Consider the following 16,047-nt stretch of genomic DNA (forward strand, 5'->3'; position numbering starts at 1 on the left):
GCACCCCACCGGGGGTGCGGCGCCGTCGTCGTCCCCGGACCGCCCGGCGGCCGTCTACCGTGAACCCATGCGTGCAGCCGTCATCCACGGGCCCCGCGACGTCCGCGTCGAGGACCGCCCGGACCCGAAGATCCTCACCCCGGGCGACGCGGTGGTCCGCGTCGTCGCCGCCTGCGTGTGCGGCTCCGACCTGTGGCCGTACCGCGGCGTCACGACCGTGAAGCGGCCGCGCCCCATCGGCCATGAGCTGGTGGGCGTGGTCGAGGAGCTCGGCGCCGACGTGACGTCGGCGCGCGTCGGCGACTTCGTGATCCTGCCGTTCACCATGAGCTGCGGCGAGTGCCAGGCCTGCCGGGCGGGCTACCCCGCGGCCTGCGACCTCGTCACCGGCTTCGGCTCCACCGACCGCTGGGGGAACCCGGTCGACGGCGCCCAGGGCGAGCGCGTGCGCATCCCGCTCGCGCAGCACTCCCTCTTCCCCGTGGGCCGGCCGGAGGTCGAGCTCGAGTCCGCGGGGCTGGTGCCGCACCTGCTCACCCTCGCCGACGTCATGTCCACCGGGTACCACGCGGCGTTCTCCGCGGGCGTCTCCGCGGGCGACACCGTCGTCGTGGTCGGCGACGGCGCCGTCGGGCTGTCCGGCGTGATCGGCGCGCGCCTCCTGGGCGCGGAGCGGATCGTCGCGATGAGCCGGCACGACGACCGTGCCGCTCTGGCCCGCGAGTTCGGCGCCACGGACGTCGTCGCCGAGCGCGGCGAGGAGGGCCTCGCGGCCGTGCGCGACCTGCTCGACGGCGACCTGGCGGACGCGGCGCTCGAGTGCGTCGGCACCAAGCAGTCGATGGACACCGCGCTCGACGTCGTGCGCGGCGGCGGGCGTGTCGGCTTCGTCGGCGTGCCGAACGGCGGACCCGAGCTGAGCGTGCGGCGCCTGTTCGACCGCAACGTCACCATCGGCGGCGGCATGGCGTCCGCCCGCCGCTACATGGAGACGCTCCTGCCCGAGGTCCTGTCCGGCGCGATCGTGCCCGGCAAGGTCTTCGACCTGGAGCTGCCGCTCGCCGACGTCGCCGAGGCCTACGCCGCGATGGACGAGCGCCGCGCCACCAAGGTGCTGCTGCGCCCCTGACCGCCGCCCTGACCGTTGTGGGCGCTCACGGACGGCCGGCGTACGGCATGAGCTCGTCCCAGCGGACCGGGGTCTCGCGGACGTCGATGCCGGGGCGCGGGGCCTCGACCATCATCCCGCCGCCGGCGTAGATGGCCACGTGCCGGATGGTCGACGGGTCGGACGTGTCGTTGGCGTAGAAGATCAGGTCGCCCGGGCGCATCCGGTCGTAGGAGACCTTGCCGACGGTGAGGTACTGCGACCGCGACGTGCGGGTGATCCACACGCCCGCCGCGTTCCACGCCCCGGCAGTCAGACCCGAGCAGTCGTAGCCCGGGTTGCCGTCGCCGCCCCACTGGTAGGCGGTGCCGATCTTCGAGCGCGCCCACGCCAGCGCCTCGCGGCCCTGCGCGGCGCCGCCCTGGCCGACGCCGCTGACCGGCGGGGGCTCGGGCTTCGGGTCCGGCTTCGGGTCGGGCCGCGGCGCCGGGTCCGGGGCGGGCTCGCGGGTGCGCGTCGGCTGCGGGTCGGGACCCGCCGCGCTCCCCGAGCCGCCCGACGCCGCGTCGTCGGCCCGGGCGCCGTCGTCCGACCCGGCGGACCGGGATCGTTCGGGCTCCGGGCCGGCCTGCTCGGCGGCGTCCGCGCGGTCGGCGGTCCCGTCGGACGCGCCCGACGAGCCGCCCGACGACGAGGCGTCCTCGGCACGGTCCCGCGCGGCGGCCTCGCGCGCGGCGGCGGCCTTCTGCTGGCGGTCGGCCTCGCGCTGCCGCTCGAGCTCGACGCTGGTGCTGCGCAGGTCGGCGAGCCGTGCGAACAGGCGGTCGCGCTCGTCCTCGGCGGTGGCGGTGCGGGCGATCAGGTCGTCGGCCGTGCGCCGGGCGGCGGCGAACGCGGCCTCGGCCGCCTCGCTGGCCTCCTGCTGCGCGGCGCGGGCGGCCTGCCAGCGGGCGTCGGCGTTGCGCGCCGCGGAGCGCACGTCCGCCTGCCGGGCGAGCGCGCCCGCGACCTTCCGGTCCACCGCGCGCTGCGCGGCCTCGGTCGACACGACGTCGCCGACGTCGCGCGCCCCGGTGACGACGTCGAGCGGCCCGAGTCCGTTCTCGTTCGCCCGCGCCGTGGTGCGGTACGCCTCGGCGAGCGTCCCGCGGGCGGCGTCCTCGGCCGCCTGGGCACGGTCGGCCCGCTCCCGCGCCTCGGCGGTCTCGCGCTTCGCCGCGGACAGCGCCTCGCGGGCCTCGGCGTAGTCCTCCGCCGCGGTCTGGACGGCGGCCTCGGCCCGGGCGAGCTCGGCACGGATCGCGTCCAGCCGCGCCTCGGCGCCGTCGACGTCGAGGGCGGCGGCGTCCGCCGCCGCGTGCGCGGCCGCGACGTCGTCGTCGGACGGCGGGTCGGCCCACGCGACGCCTCCGGCGGCGACGGACCCACCGGCGAGCAGCGCGGCGGCGGCCCACGACGTGACCCTGACGGGACGACGGGTGCGAGGCATGATCTGCTCCTCCCTGGACTGACGCGCTCCGGGCAACCTCGCCCAGACTCACCCCGGCCGACCATGAGCGCCACCGGGGAGTGCGCCCAGGCCATGCCGCGCAAGCCGACACGCCGTCCATATTCTGGTCCCGAATGGCGAGACATGGGTGTCGCGCGCTACACCGCCGGGCTACGGTCGTCCGCATGACCCGTCGAATGTGCCGCTGACCACCGCGCACGTTCGCCTGCCTGCGGCCGCTCGTCGACCCAGCCATCCGCTCCGCGTGCGCAGCCGACCGCCGCGGCCCGCCCCAGACGCGCAGGCCTCCTGGTTCCCGCCGCGGCCCGATCACCGCCGACCGAACCGCGACCGAGCCCCAGGAGCACGTCATGACCTCCAGCTGGACCTTCGAGACCCGCCAGATCCACGCCGGCCAGACCCCGGACCCCGTCACCGGGGCCCGCGCGCTGCCGATCTACCAGACCACGTCGTTCGAGTTCCCCAGCGCCGACGTCGCCGCCGACCGCTTCGTGCTCGCCGACCTCGGCCCCATCTACACCCGCATCGGCAACCCCACCCAGGAGGCCGTCGAGGCGCGCATCGCCGACCTCGAGGGCGGCGTCGGCGCGCTGCTCGTGGCGTCGGGCCAGGCGGCGGAGACGCTCGCGATCCTCAACGTCGCGCAGGCCGGCGACCACGTCGTCGCCAGCCCCAGCCTGTACGGCGGCACCTACAACCTGCTGCGCCACACGCTGCCGCGCCTGGGCATCGAGACGACGTTCGTCGACGACCCGCACGACCCCGAGTCCTGGCGAGCAGCGGCCCGGCCCACCACCAAGGCCTTCTTCGCCGAGACCATCCCCAACCCGCGCGCGGACGTGCTGGACATCGCCGCGGTCGCGGACGTCGCGCACGAGGTGGGCGTGCCGCTCATCGTGGACAACACCGTCGCCACCCCGTACCTGGTGCGCCCGATCGAGCACGGCGCCGACGTCGTCGTGCACTCGGCCACGAAGTACCTCGGCGGCCACGGCGCGGCCATCGGCGGCGTCATCGTCGACGGCGGCACGTTCGACTACGCCGCGCAGCCCGAGCGCTTCCCCGGCTTCAACCAGCCGGACGAGAGCTACCACGGCCTCGTCTACGCCCGCGACCTCGGCGTGGGCTCCGCGCTCGGCGCCAACCTCGCGTTCGTGCTCAAGGCGCGCGTCCAGCTGTTGCGCGACCTCGGCCCCGCCGTCGCGCCGTTCAACGCCTTCCTGCTCGCGCAGGGCCTCGAGACCCTGTCGCTGCGCGTGGAGCGCCACGTCGCCAACGCGCAGACCGTGGCCGAGTGGCTCGAGGAGCGCGCCGACGTGCGCCTCGTGCACTACGCCGGCCTCCCCTCGTCGCCGTGGCACGAGAACGCCCGGAAGTACGCGCCGAAGGGCGCCGGCGCGGTGATCGCGTTCGAGCTCGGCGTCGCCGACCCGGAGCTCGCGAACGCCGCGGGCCGCGCGTTCGTCTCCGCGCTGGAGCTGCACTCGCACGTGGCGAACATCGGCGACGTGCGGTCGCTCGTCATCCACCCCGCGTCGACCACGCACTCGCAGCTCACCCCGGAGGCCCAGGCGCAGTCCGGCGTGACGCCGGCCCTGGTGCGGCTCGCGGTCGGCCTCGAGGGGATCCAGGACATCCTCGCCGACCTCGAGCTCGGCTTCGCCGCGGCGGCGGACGTGATCGCGGGCGGCACGACGTCGGACGACGAGGCCGCCGCGTGACCGCGGTGCCCGGCCCGTCCGCGCGGTGCGGCGGCGGCGTCGCCGCCACCGTGCCGTCGGTCGGCGGCCGCCACCAGGCCGCCCCCACCGTCCGCCCGACGCCGGTCTCGCGGGACCGGGTCAAGCCGCCCGTGCCGGCCACCGGCGCGTGGCGCGAGGGCGACCCGGCCGCCGACCGCGCGTTCGTCGACGTCGGCGCGGTCGAGCTCGAGGCGGGCGGCGTGCTGCCCGACGTCCGGGTGGCCTACGAGACGTGGGGCGAGCTGGCCCCCGACGGTTCCAACGCCGTCCTCGTGCTGCACGCGCTGACCGGCGACGCGCACGTCACCGGGCCTGCCGGGCCGGGGCAGCCGACCGCCGGCTGGTGGGCGGACATGATCGGCCCCGGCGCCCCCATCGACACCGACCGGTACTTCGTCGTCGCGCCCAACGTGCTGGGCGGCTGCCAGGGCACCACCGGGCCGGCGTCCACCGCTCCCGACGGCCACCCGTGGGGCGGGCGCTTCCCCCGCATCACCACGCGCGACCAGGTCGCCGCGGAGATCGAGCTCGCCCGGCAGCTCGGCGTCGAGCGCTGGTCGCTGGTCGTCGGGGCGTCGATGGGCGGGCTCCGCGTGCTGGAGTGGGCGCTGCTCGGCCCCGAGGCCGGGATCGCGGTGGACGGCATCGCCGCCATCGCGACGACGGCGCAGACGTCGGGCGACCAGATCGCGTGGGCGCACCCGCAGCTCGGCGCGATCCGGGCGGACCCGCGCTGGCGCGGCGGCGACTACTACGGCGCCGCCGACGGCGAGGGCCCGGACACCGGGCTCGCCATCGCCCGGCAGATCGCGCACACGACCTACCGGACGGCGGCCGAGCTCGACGTGCGGTTCGGGCGGCTGCCCCAGGGCGGCGAGGACCCGCTCGAGGACGGGCGGTACGCCGTGCAGTCGTACCTCGACCACCACGGGGACAAGCTCGCGCGCCGGTTCGACGCCAACTCCTACCTCGTGCTCACCGAGTCGATGCTGAGCCACGACCTGGGCCGCGACCGCGGCGGCGTCGAGTCGGCGCTGTCGCAGATCACGGCCCGCGCGCTGGTCGTGGCCGTGGACTCCGACCGGCTGTTCCCGCCGGAGCAGGCGGGTCGCATCGCCGCCTGGGTGCCGGGGGCGGAGCCGCTGCGCATCGTCACGTCCGACTTCGGCCACGACGGCTTCCTCATCGAGTTCGACCAGCTCGGCCCCATCGTCGCCGACTTCCTCGCCGGCGCGAGCGTCGAGGAGGACGAGGCCGGGGCATGATCGGCGTATGACCACCACCGTCACGCTGCCCGACGGTCGCGCGGTCCCCGCGCTGGGCCAGGGCACCTGGTTCCTCGGCGAGACGCCGTCCCGCCGCGCCGACGAGCTGGCCGCGCTGCGCACCGGCCTCGACCTGGGCCTCACCCTGATCGACACCGCCGAGATGTACGGCGAGGGTGCGGCGGAGGAGCTGGTGGGCGAGGCCGTCGCCGGGCGCCGCGACGACGTCGTCCTGGTCAGCAAGGTCTACCCGTGGAACGCGGACGCCCGCGGCACCGTCGAGGCGTGCCGGGCCAGCCTGCGCCGCCTCGGCACCGACCGGCTCGACCTCTACCTGCTGCACTGGCGCGGCGGGGTGCCGCTGGCGGAGACCGCGGCCGCCCTCGACGCGCTGGTGCAGGCGGGCGACGTGCTCGGCTGGGGCGTCAGCAACCTCGACGTCGACGACCTGCGCGAGCTCGACGACGTCGCGGGCGGGCTGGGCAGCGCGTGCCAGACCGACCAGGTGCTCTACAACCTCTCCCGGCGCGGCCCGGAGCACGACCTGCTGCCCTTCCTCCGGGAGCGCGGCGTCGCGACGATGGCCTACTCGCCGGTGGAGCAGGGGCGCATCCTCGGCGACCCCGCGCTGCGGAAGGTCGCCCGGCGGCACGGCGCGACCCCGGCGCAGGTCGCGCTCGCGTGGGTGCTGGCGGGCGAGGGCGTCGTCGCGATCCCGCGGTCCGGGTCGGCCGCGCACGTGCGCGAGAACGCCGCGGCGCGCGACCTGCGCCTCGGCGCCGAGGACCTCGCCGAGCTCGACGCCGCGTTCCCGCCGCCGAGCGGCCCCGTGCCGCTCGACATGCTCTGAGGGGGACCCCGCCGCCGGCCCGCGGCGCGCGCCGCCCGCGCGTGTGTCAGCGGCCGTGCCTAGCGTGGTGACCGGCCGCCGACCCGCGCGGCCAGCCACCCCGCAGCGCTGCTGGAGGCGCCCCATGGTCCGGCTCAACCCCTATCTCAGCTTCAAGAACCAGGCCCGCGAGGCCCTCGAGTTCTACCGGTCGGTGCTCGGCGGCGAGCTCGACGTCAGCACGTTCGGCGGGATGCCGGCCGACTCGGGCATGCCGATCGCGGACTCCGACAAGGACCTCGTCATGCACGGCCAGCTCGAGACGCCGTCCGGCCTCACGCTCATGGCCGCCGACACCGGCTCGATGATGCCGTACGTCGCACCCACGAGCGGCGTGACCGTCGCGCTGACCGGCGGGCCGGAGGACTACGACTACGTCGCGGGCGCGTACGCCAAGCTGGCCGAGGGCGGCAGCGACGCGATGCCGTTCGACAAGGCGCCGTGGGGCGACTTCTACGGCCAGGTGACCGACCGGTACGGCATCACCTGGATGTTCGACGTCGGCGCCCCCTGACGGCGTCGGTCACGCGACGAGCAGGCTCTCCCGCCGGGCGGCGAGCGCCGCGAGCTCGGCCTCGGCCGCGGACCGCTCGGCGAGGCGCTGCCGGACCCCGTGGACGGCGCGGGTCGCCGCCGCCACGCGGTCGCGCGCCTCGGCGATCCGGTTCCGCACCGACCAGTCGGTGAAGATGGTGTCGAACCAGACGTCGAGCGTGCGGGTGAGCCCGTCGACGCCGACCCCGCCGACCCCCTGCTCGCCGAGGTCGCCCAGCTCGACGGTGAGGTGCCGCAGCGCTCCGTCCGCCTCGCGCACCAGGCCGCGGCGCGGTCCAGCTTGTCGTGCTTGACCATGCTCGCGAGCATGCCGCCGTCGAAGAACGTGTCGTAGGTGGACCAGCCGTCGGCGCCGCGCAGCTCGACCTCCGCCGCGGCCAGACCGGCGTCGACGGCGCGCACCTCGCGCTCCGCGGCGTCCCGCCGCGCCTGCGCCGTCGCGGCGACGTACTCGCGGCCTGCTGCTCGGCGTCGAGGCGCTGCGCGCGGTCGCCGCGCAGCCCCGCCCACCCCGCGCGCGAGGCTCAGCGACTCCAGCCGCGCGACGTCGGCCGCCTCGTCGGGGAGCGAGGCCTGCGCGTCCGCCAGAGCATCCTCCGCCGCGGCGAGCTCCCGGCCCGCGACCTGACGCCGCGCCGACTGCTGCGCGTGCTCGACGACGGCCGCTCGTGCCGCGGCCACCTCTTCCTCGACCGCACCGGTAGGCATGGCGGACAACCTAGGGCATCTCCGGCCCCGGCCTCCGGGTCCGTCCTCGCGGGCCGACCATCAGGAGGTTGGGACAGCAGGTCGGGACAGTAGGTTGGGACGCATGCTCGCCGCCACCGTCGCCCGGTTCTCGCCCGACTCCCCCCTCGACGGCCTCGAGGTGGGTGAACGCCCCGAGCCCGAGCCGCGGGAGAACTGGACCACCGTGCGGGTGCGCGCCGCGACGCTCAACCACCACGACCTGTGGTCGCTGCGCGGCGTGGGACTGCGGCCCGAGCAGCTCCCGATGATCCTCGGCACCGACGCCGCGGGCACCGCCGCGGACGGCACGCCGGTGCTCCTGCACGGCGTGATCGGCGCCGACGGGCACGGCGTCGGGCCGACCGAGCGCCGCACGCTGCTGTCGGAGCACTACCCCGGCACGCTGGCGGAGTACGTGGCGGTGCCGATCCACAACCTGGTGCCCCTCCCCGAGGGCCTCTCGCTGGAGGAGGCCGCGTGCCTCCCCACGGCCTGGCTCACCGCCTACCGGATGCTGTTCGGCGCGGCCGGTCTCGCCCCCGGCGACCGGGTGCTGGTGCAGGGCGCGGGCGGCGGCGTCGCCTCCGCGGCGATCGTGCTCGGCGCCGCGGCCGGCCTGGAGGTCACGGTGACCTCGCGCTCCGCGGAGCGCCGCGATCGAGCGCTGGAGCTGGGCGCGGCGCACGCCGTCGAGACGGGCGCCCGCGTGCCGGCCCGTGTGGACGCGGTGATCGAGTCCGTCGGCCAGGCCACCTGGGCGCACTCGGTGCGCTCCGTGCGGCCGGGCGGCACGATCGTCGTCTGCGGCGCGACGTCGGGCGACGCCCCGCCCGCCGAGCTGACCCGCGTCTTCTTCAACGAGATCCGGGTGCAGGGCGTGACCATGGGTTCGCGCGACGACCTGGCCGCGCTGACACGGTTCGTCGCGCGCACCGGCGTGCGGCCCGTCATCGACTCCGTCGTGCCGCTCGCGCGGGTCGGCGAGGGGCTGGCGCGCCTCGCGGCCGGCGAGCAGACCGGCAAGATCGTCGTCCTGCCCTGACCTCGCCGCGTCAGGCGAAGCGGTGCCGGAAGGCGTCCATCAGGGTCGGGCCCTCGGCGCCGAGGCGCCAGACGCTCCACCCGTCGGCGGTGGGCGAGCCCGAGGCGGCTGACGCCGCGTGGTCCGGGTGCCAGTAGCGGGAGCCGTCGGCGAGCTGGATGGCGCCGTCCTGGTGCAGCACGGCCTCGAAGTACTGGCGGCGTCGCGGGCGCGACCACACGATCGTCGTCGGGTGCACCAGCGTGCCGGCCAGGGCGACGAGGTCCGGGTCCACCTCGTCGTCGCCCGCGACGGGCGTCGCCCACGACCCGGACGCCGCGAGCGGCTCCGGCGGGGGCGGGACGGGCGACGTCAGCGGGTCGTAGCCGTGGTCGTGCGGCGCGGGCGTCCAGCCGGGCTCCAACGGGTCCGTCGGCGGCGTGCGCAGGCGTGGCGGCTCGAGCGGCGGCACCTGCAGGCGGGGGAGGTCGTCCTCGACGCCGGACCAGCGCGGCTCCGGCACCGGCAGGTCGAACGCGGGGGCCGCGACCTCCGCGAACGCCTGACCGAAGTCCTGCCGTCCGAAGTCCTGCCGTCCGAAGTCCTGCCGTCCGAAGTCCTGCCGTCCGAAGTCCTGCTGCCCGAAGTCCTGCTGCCCGAGGTCCTGCTGCCCGAGGTCCGACGACGGCACGTCGAGCTCCGGTCGCGACGTGAAGCGGTCCGAGCGCGAGCGGCGGCGCGGGGCGCCGTCGGGGAGCGGCGGCCGCTCGCGGGTGATGTCGAGGTCGTCGTCGAGACCCGGTGCGCGGCTCGGGGCGGGCGCCGGGATCGGCAGGGAGGACGGCGGGGGCGGAGGCACGGGGGCGTGCGGGGCCGGCACGGGCGCGGCCGGCACGGGCAGCGGGCCTCCAGGGAGCGCGGCGTCCGACGGGCCGGCCTCGGCCGACCGCGGGCGCGCGGCCCGGCGGCGGGTCCGCGACGGCGGGGCGGACTCCGCCCTCTCGCGGGGCGACTGCACCGTGGCGGGATTCTTCCCGCCCAGCGCGAGGCCGACGGCCACGCCCTCGGCGAAGGTCTCGGGGTCGACGCGGGCGGTGCCCCCCGTCGGGCTCGCGGTGTCGTCGCCGGGCGCGGCGACCGTGTCCGTCGGCGCCGCCGGGGCGGGCGCGGACAGGCTCGGGGCCGACGGCGCGGACGCGGGGTGGATCACCAGCGGCGAGACGTCCACGAAGCGGCGCCCGTCCGCGCTGTGCACCACGCCCATCTTCAGCACCTCGACGGGCATGGTGGGCTGGCGCAGGAAGTCGACGGCGTTGAGGATCTCCTCGCTCGCCTCCTGGCAGATGACGATGAGCCGCGCGCTGCTGCGGCCCGGCTGCGACCGGGTGATGGGCACGCTGTCGTAGAACGCCGACACGTCGCGGTGGAAGGCGGCCGGCCCGCCGTGGTACCGCTCGGCCAGGGCGCCGCGCGTCAGCCGGCCGGCGGCTCCGGCATGGTCGAGCGCCCGGGTGAGGGCGGCGCGGTCGAGGTCGGCGACGAGCTCGACGACGACGGGCGAGCCGGTCGCGTCGAGGGCGAGCAGGTGCGGCTCGTCCGGGCCGACGCCGGGACTCACCGGGAAGATCTGCTCGCCGAGCAGACCGTCGATGTGGCTGTCCACCACCCGGTGGGCGGTGGTCCCGACGCCCTGGGCGCTGGCCGTGGGCGACCGGTCGGACTGGACGAGGAGGGGCCTCTGGGCATCGACCTCGAACAGGGGCATTGCACACCACTCCTGGATCGGACCCGGCCCCGGCGGCCGGATTCCGGGGCAAGCCTACGGCCCCCGCAGCGTGGCGTGTACCACAGCGGGCTCCCAGGCGCGCGTCGACGCGCGAAGCCGCCGCGCGGAGGTCCGGCGAGGTCCGGCGAGGTGCCGCCGGGGCTACGCGTGCCCGGTGCCGCCGTCGTCGGCGAGCCGCTCCTCGACGCGCGCGACCTTCGCGTCCAGCTGTCCCGTGTACCCCGGGCGGATGTCCGCCTTGAGCACCAGCGACACGCGGTGCCCGCCCGCGCCCACGGCCTCCGTGGCGCGCTGGATCACCGGCATCACCTCGTCCCAGTCCCCCTCGATCTCGGTGAACATGGCCGTGGTCCTGGTGGGGAGCCCGGACTCGCGGACGATGCGGACGGCGGCGGCGACGGAGTCCGCCACGGACTCGCCCGCGCCGAGCGGGGCGACGGAGAAAGCGAAGACGGCCATGCGCACATTCTGCGTGCTGGACGGGCGGTTGACACCGTGATCGCGGCCGCGTCGTCGCGATCACCGTGTCGACCGCCCGTCCGGCGCCTCGGGGTGGGCGGCGAGGACCGTAGGCTCGTCGGGTGAGCACACGCGTCACCCTTCTCGCCGGCGGGGTCGGCGGCGCCCGCCTGGCGCACGGCCTCGCCCTCGCCCTGCCCGACGACGGCGCACCGACGCCGGACGGCGGCCTCACCGTCGTCGTGAACGTCGGCGACGACACCGAGCGGCACGGCCTGCTCGTCTCCCCCGACCTCGACACGGTCATGTACACGCTCGCCGGGCTGAACGACGAGACCCGCGGGTGGGGGCTGACCGACGAGACGTACACGACCCTCGACCAGCTCGCCCGGCTCGGCGAGGACACGTGGTTCACGCTGGGCGACCGGGACCTCGCGACGCACGTCGTGCGCACCGCCGCGCTGCGCGAGGGGCAGCCGCTGCACGCGGTGACGGCGCGCCTCGCGGCGTCGTTGGGCGTGCGCGCCCGCCTGCTGCCGGTGACCGACGACCGGCTGCGCACGCTCGTCGACACGCCGTCGGGCCGGGTCGCGTTCCAGGAGTACTTCGTGCGCCGGCAGCACGCCGACGCGGTGCTGGGGATCGAGCTCGACGGCGTCGCCGCAGCCCGGCCCGCGCCCGGGGTGCTCGACGCGATCGCGCGCGCCGACCTGCTCGTCGTCGCGCCGTCCAACCCGTTCCTGTCGGTGGAGCCGGTGCTGGCCGTGCCCGGGGTCCGCGACGCCGTCCTGGCCTCGCCCGCACGACGCGTGGCCGTGAGCCCGATCGTCGGCGGGCAGGCGATCAAGGGCCCGGCGGCGCAGATCCTCGAGTCGCTGGGGCACGAGGTGTCCGCGCTGGGGGTGGCCCGGCTGTACGCGGACCTGGTCGACGTCATGGTCGTGGACGACGCCGACGCCGACCTCGCCGACCCTGTCCGCGACCTCGGCGTCGAGGTGCTCGTCACCGACACGATCATGGGCGGGGCCGCCGGCCGCGAGCGCCTCGCCCGCGACCTGCTCGCCCTCGGATGAGCGCACCGGACGGCGCCGGCCCCGTCCGCACGGTCGCGCTGGTGCCGCTGCGCGACGGCGTCTCGGGCAAGTCGCGGCTGGCGTCCTCGCTCGACCCGGCCGCGCGACGCCGGCTCGTCGCGGCGCTGGCCCGGCACGTCGTCGCCGTCCTGCTGGCGGCGGACGGCGTCGACCGCATGCTCGTCGTCACCGCCGACGCGCCGTTCGTCGACCAGACCCTCGCCCCGCTCCGTCGTGGCGGCAGTTCGATCCCGAGGCGGCAGCTCGAGCTGCCGCGTCGAGCGGAAACTGCCGCGCCGAGCGTCGAGGTGGTGCCGCAGCCGCCGGACCGGCCTGGGCTGAACGCGGCGCTCGACGTCGGGCGGGAGGCGGCGCTCGAGCGGGGCGCGGAGCGGCTGCTCGTCGCGCACGCCGACCTGCCGCTGCTCACGACCGACGACGTCACGGCCCTGCTCGCCGCGGGCGCGCCGGCTCCCGACGGCGCACGGCGTGGTGACGCCGTCGTCGTCGCCACCGACCGGCACCTGGCGGGGACCAACCTGCTGGTGCTGCCCGCGGCGGCACCGTTCCGGTTCCGTTTCGGCGAGGCGTCGCGGACGGCGCACGTCGCCGAGGCCGAGCGCGCGGGGCTGCGGCCGGTCGTGGTGCGCCGCCCGGGCACCGCCGTCGACCTCGACACGATCGACGACTGGGGCGAGCTGCCCCGCGCCGTCCGCGACCGGCTGCGGCACGGGCTCGACCTGCCGCTCCCCTGACACCGCTCAGTTCCGCGCCCGGGCCCGGTCCATCCGGCATGAGCACCGAGCCGAGCATCGAGCTGATCGAGCAGGCCACGCTGCCGGGCACGGACTTCGAGGGTTACCTGCACGGGTCCACCGTGTCGGTGATGTTCGAGCGGTTCGACCGCGACGGCGTCGGCCCCCGCCTGCACCGCCACCCCTACACGGAGACGTTCATCCTCCGCTCGGGGCGGGCGCTGTTCCGGGTGGGCGACGACGAGGTGGTCGCCGTGGGCGGCCAGATCCTCGTCGCCCCCGCCGGGACGCCGCACAAGTTCACCGTGATCGGCCCCGAGGTGTACGAGGCCTTGCACGTGCACGCCAACGACCGGTTCGTCACCGAGTGGCTGGAGTGACCGCGCAGGCCTCGTCCACCCCGGGGGGCGGTCACACCGCGTCGAGGCGGGCGCGCACGTCGTCGTCGAGGTCGAGCTCGGCCGCGCCGAGGATCTCCTCGAGCTGCGCCAGGCTGCCGGCCCCGACGATCGGGACCACCGGTACCGGGCCGCCCAGCAGCCAGGCGAGCACCACCTGGTTCGGCGTGGCGCCGATCTCGTCCGCGACCTCGCGCAGCACGCGCAGCCGCTCGTGCGTCGTCGGGTGGTCGAAGCCGTCCCACAGCGGCTTGTCGTCGCGCACCAGCGCCCCCTGCATCAGCGGGGAGTAGGCGACGACGGCGAGCGGGCTGCCCGCCTCGGACGACGCACGGGCGTAGTCGAGCAGCTCGTACGACGCCCAGTTGTGCCGACCGACGTCGGGCCGCGGGTAGGGGTAGGTGAGCTGCTGCTGCACCAGGCCGTAGGGGGCGACGCCCTGGCGTCGGGCCTCCTCACGCGCCTCGACGACGCGGTGCAGCGCGACGTTGGAGATGCCGGTGATCCCGACGAGGCCCTCGGCCTGGAGCTTGCCGAACGCGCCGACGGTCTCGGCGAGCGGGGTGTCGTAGTCGTCGACGTGGCCGTAGTAGGCGTCGAGGTGGTCGACGCCGAGGTGCCGCAGGCTCTCGCGCGCCTCCCACGCGATCGTCTCGGCGCCGAGGCCTTGGTAGTTGGTCGGCGGCACGTGCTGCAGCGGCAGGTTCGGGTCCTTCTTGGCGGCGCCCACCTTGGTGGCGATCCGCAGCTCGTCGCGGTTCCCCCGGTCGGCCAGCCAGCGGCCGAGGACGTCCTCGCTGTCGCGGCCGTGGCCGCCGCCCCAGCCGTTGTAGTTGTTGGCGGTGTCGAGGAACGTGCCGCCGGCTTCGACGAAACGGTCGAGGATCGCGAACGACGTCTCCTCGTCGGTCCGGGTGCCGAACCACATGGTGCCGAGGCAGAGCGTGCTGACGTCGAAGGACGTCGTGCCGTCGCCGATGGTGCGGTAGCGCATGGGTGCTCCTGTCAGGGGTGCGGGTCGTGCGGGCCGGCGGACCTCCCGCCGGCCGACACCCACGAACCTACGAACCGATCGGCCCGGGTGTACCGTCCAATTCCATGGCAACAACCCAGACCAATCCGGTGCTGGCATGGGACACCGTGCTCGACCTCGGGCACGACGACGCCCCGCTCGTCGCGCGCCTCGAGCGCGCCGTGCGGGACGCCGTGCACGCGGGCCGGGTGCCTGGCGGGGCGGCGCTGCCACCGTCGCGCGCCCTCGCGGACACGCTCGGGGTGTCGCGGTGGGTCGTGACGGAGGTCTACGGCCAGCTCGTCGCGGAGGGGTTCTGCGAGGCCCGCGTCGGATCCGGCACGCGGATCGCGGCCGGCGCGGCCGCGCACGCCACGCCGAAGCGCCCGACGGGGCACCCGGTGCCGTCCGCCGCCCCCGCGCGCCGCGCGCGACTCGACCTCGCGCCCGGCGTCCCCGACCTGCGGCACGTGCCCCGGGCGGCCTGGCTGCGGGCGCTGCGCGACGCCCTCGCCGACACCCCCGACGCCGACCTCGGAGCCCCGCACCCCGCCGGCCACCCGGCGGCCCGCGCCGCCGTCGTCGAGTACCTGGCGCGTGCCCGCTCCACCTGCGCCGGGCCCGACGACGTCCTGGTGACGCACGGCGCCACCGACGGCATGACCCGCCTCGCCCGCGCGCTGCGCTCGGCCGGGCACCGCGCCGTCCTGGTCGAGGACCCGAGCTGGGGGCGGCTGCGCGACGTCGCACGCGACGCCGGCCTGGTCCCCGTGCCGGTGCCCGTCGACGGCCGCGGGGTGGACGTGGCCGCGCTCATCGCGGCCGCCGCGCGCACCGGCGCCCGCGCCGCGCTGGTCGCGCCGGCGCACCAGTTCCCCACCGGCGTGGCCCTCGCGCCGGAGCGGCGCGACGCGCTCGTGTCGTGGGCGCGCGCCGTCGACGGCCTGGTCGTCGAGGACGACTACGACGCCGAGTTCCGCTTCGACCGCCGACCCGTCGCCGCGCTGCAGGGTCACGACCCGGGTCGGGTCGCCCTCCTCGGGTCGCTCAGCAAGACGGTCTCCCCCGCGTTCGGCCTCGGCTGGCTGGTGCTGCCGCCGCGCTGGCGGGAGCGGCTGGGCGCCGACGCGGGCGGTCCCGCGCCGTCGACCCTCGACCAGCTCGCGCTCGCCCGGTTCCTCACGGACGGCGGCTACGAACGCCACCTGCGGGCCGCGCGCGGCCGGTTCCGCCGCCGCCGGGCGGCCCTGCTCGCCGCGCTCGACACGGCGCTGCCCGGCCTGGCCGTGAGCGGCCTCGCGGCCGGTCTGCACGTCGTGCTCGGGCTGCCCGACGGCGTGCCCGCCGCCGCGGTCGTCCGCGCCGCCGCCGCGCGCGACGTCGGCGTCACCGACCTGCGCCGCTACCGCGTCTCGGCCGCGGCCCCCGGCGCCGAGGCGCTCGTCGTCGGGTACGGCAACCTCGCCGACGCGCGGGTCGACGAGGCCGTCACGGCGCTCGCCGCGGCGGTGCGCTCCGTGGGCGGCTGACGGGCGTCACCACCGCCCCCGGTGCACGACGTCCTCCAGCGGCTTGCGACGGCGGCGCGTCGGGGAGCCCTTGGCCCCGCCGTCGGCGGGGTGCCCGACGGCGACCACCCCGGTCTGGACCCACCCGTCGGGGATGCCGTCCGTCGGGCGAGATCCGCGCCCCGGTGACGAACCGGTGCCGCCCGTCGGTGAGTTCGCGTACGGCGCCCCGGTCGT

The 16,047-nt window shown here is 76.5% G+C and carries 15 protein-coding genes and 1 pseudogene; 10 read left to right on the plus strand and 6 right to left on the minus strand.

Annotated elements, in window-relative coordinates; genetic code table 11:
* The first annotated feature begins 67 nt into the window (after window positions 1-67).
* Window positions 68-1,129, plus strand: a complete 1,062-nt coding sequence (locus tag ACFWEK_RS08730) for a zinc-binding dehydrogenase (RefSeq protein WP_430548242.1) — start codon at window positions 68-70, stop codon at window positions 1,127-1,129.
* 25 nt (window positions 1,130-1,154) lie between these two features.
* Here ACFWEK_RS08730 and ACFWEK_RS08735 read toward each other — a convergent pair whose 3' ends face one another.
* Entirely contained in the window at window positions 1,155-2,597 is a 1,443-nt protein-coding gene (locus tag ACFWEK_RS08735; RefSeq protein ID WP_430553794.1) for an NlpC/P60 family protein, read from the minus strand.
* 329 nt (window positions 2,598-2,926) lie between these two features.
* Here ACFWEK_RS08735 and ACFWEK_RS08740 point away from each other — a divergent pair, with 329 nt between their 5' ends.
* The 4 genes from ACFWEK_RS08740 to ACFWEK_RS08755 all read left to right on the plus strand — a co-directional run bounded on the left by ACFWEK_RS08740 (window position 2,927) and on the right by ACFWEK_RS08755 (window position 7,028).
* The gene (locus ACFWEK_RS08740; protein WP_430553803.1) at window positions 2,927-4,339 is read left to right on the plus strand and encodes a bifunctional o-acetylhomoserine/o-acetylserine sulfhydrylase; all 1,413 of its coding nucleotides are present in this window, start codon (window positions 2,927-2,929) and stop codon (window positions 4,337-4,339) included.
* Entirely contained in the window at window positions 4,336-5,625 is a 1,290-nt protein-coding gene (locus tag ACFWEK_RS08745; protein WP_430553795.1) for a homoserine O-acetyltransferase, read from the plus strand. Before ACFWEK_RS08740 ends, ACFWEK_RS08745 begins: the two co-directional genes overlap by 4 nt.
* A 7-nt stretch (window positions 5,626-5,632) precedes the next feature.
* Window positions 5,633-6,475 (plus strand): aldo/keto reductase, encoded by an 843-nt coding sequence (locus ACFWEK_RS08750; RefSeq protein WP_430553796.1) that lies wholly within the window; start codon window positions 5,633-5,635, stop codon window positions 6,473-6,475.
* A 124-nt stretch (window positions 6,476-6,599) separates the two neighbouring features.
* Window positions 6,600-7,028 carry a VOC family protein gene (locus ACFWEK_RS08755; protein WP_429766758.1) on the plus strand — a complete coding sequence of 143 codons (429 nt, stop codon included), beginning with the start codon at window positions 6,600-6,602 and terminating at the stop codon, window positions 7,026-7,028.
* A gap of 9 nt (window positions 7,029-7,037) precedes the next feature.
* Here the strand turns inward: ACFWEK_RS08755 and ACFWEK_RS08760 are convergent, their stop codons facing one another.
* Window positions 7,038-7,328, minus strand: coding sequence for a hypothetical protein (locus ACFWEK_RS08760; RefSeq protein WP_430553797.1), 291 nt, complete (start codon window positions 7,326-7,328; stop codon window positions 7,038-7,040).
* Between the two features lie 552 nt (window positions 7,329-7,880).
* Here ACFWEK_RS08760 and ACFWEK_RS08765 point away from each other — a divergent pair.
* The gene (locus ACFWEK_RS08765; RefSeq protein ID WP_430553798.1) at window positions 7,881-8,840 is read left to right on the plus strand and encodes a zinc-binding dehydrogenase; all 960 of its coding nucleotides are present in this window, start codon (window positions 7,881-7,883) and stop codon (window positions 8,838-8,840) included.
* A 10-nt stretch (window positions 8,841-8,850) separates the two neighbouring features.
* Here ACFWEK_RS08765 and ACFWEK_RS08770 read toward each other — a convergent pair whose 3' ends face one another.
* Both ACFWEK_RS08770 and ACFWEK_RS08775 read right to left on the minus strand, forming a co-directional pair.
* Entirely contained in the window at window positions 8,851-10,584 is a 1,734-nt protein-coding gene (locus ACFWEK_RS08770) for a hypothetical protein (protein WP_430553799.1), read from the minus strand.
* A 162-nt stretch (window positions 10,585-10,746) separates the two neighbouring features.
* A complete protein-coding gene (locus tag ACFWEK_RS08775; protein WP_429733876.1) occupies window positions 10,747-11,064 on the minus strand; it encodes an MTH1187 family thiamine-binding protein in 318 nt (105 codons plus the stop codon).
* 122 nt (window positions 11,065-11,186) lie between these two features.
* On the opposite strand from ACFWEK_RS08775, the gene cofD reads away from it, so the two are divergent.
* Genes cofD through ACFWEK_RS08790 form a run of 3 tightly spaced genes read left to right on the plus strand, consistent with a single transcriptional unit; the run spans window position 11,187 to window position 13,272 of the window.
* Complete coding sequence (gene cofD, locus ACFWEK_RS08780; RefSeq protein WP_430548249.1) at window positions 11,187-12,137, plus strand: 2-phospho-L-lactate transferase; 951 nt, start codon at window positions 11,187-11,189, stop codon at window positions 12,135-12,137.
* Window positions 12,134-12,892, plus strand: coding sequence for a 2-phospho-L-lactate guanylyltransferase (gene cofC, locus ACFWEK_RS08785; protein WP_430553800.1), 759 nt, complete (start codon window positions 12,134-12,136; stop codon window positions 12,890-12,892). The genes cofD and cofC overlap by 4 nt, the downstream gene beginning before the upstream one ends.
* A 38-nt stretch (window positions 12,893-12,930) precedes the next feature.
* Window positions 12,931-13,272, plus strand: coding sequence for a cupin domain-containing protein (locus ACFWEK_RS08790; protein ID WP_430553801.1), 342 nt, complete (start codon window positions 12,931-12,933; stop codon window positions 13,270-13,272).
* A gap of 31 nt (window positions 13,273-13,303) precedes the next feature.
* Here ACFWEK_RS08790 and ACFWEK_RS08795 read toward each other — a convergent pair whose 3' ends face one another.
* A complete protein-coding gene (locus ACFWEK_RS08795) occupies window positions 13,304-14,284 on the minus strand; it encodes an aldo/keto reductase (RefSeq protein WP_430548252.1) in 981 nt (326 codons plus the stop codon).
* A gap of 104 nt (window positions 14,285-14,388) precedes the next feature.
* Here ACFWEK_RS08795 and ACFWEK_RS08800 point away from each other — a divergent pair, with 104 nt between their 5' ends.
* Window positions 14,389-15,831, plus strand: coding sequence for a PLP-dependent aminotransferase family protein (locus ACFWEK_RS08800; RefSeq protein ID WP_430553802.1), 1,443 nt, complete (start codon window positions 14,389-14,391; stop codon window positions 15,829-15,831).
* Window positions 15,832-15,837: 6 nt separating this feature from the next.
* On the opposite strand, the pseudogene ACFWEK_RS08805 reads toward ACFWEK_RS08800, so the two are convergent.
* Window positions 15,838-16,047, minus strand: a pseudogene (locus ACFWEK_RS08805) (hypothetical protein); the annotation flags it as partial.

Origin of the sequence: Isoptericola sp. NPDC060257, assembly GCF_042726645.1 — a bacterium.
Taxonomy (GTDB): Bacteria; Actinomycetota; Actinomycetes; order Actinomycetales; family Cellulomonadaceae; genus Isoptericola; species Isoptericola nanjingensis.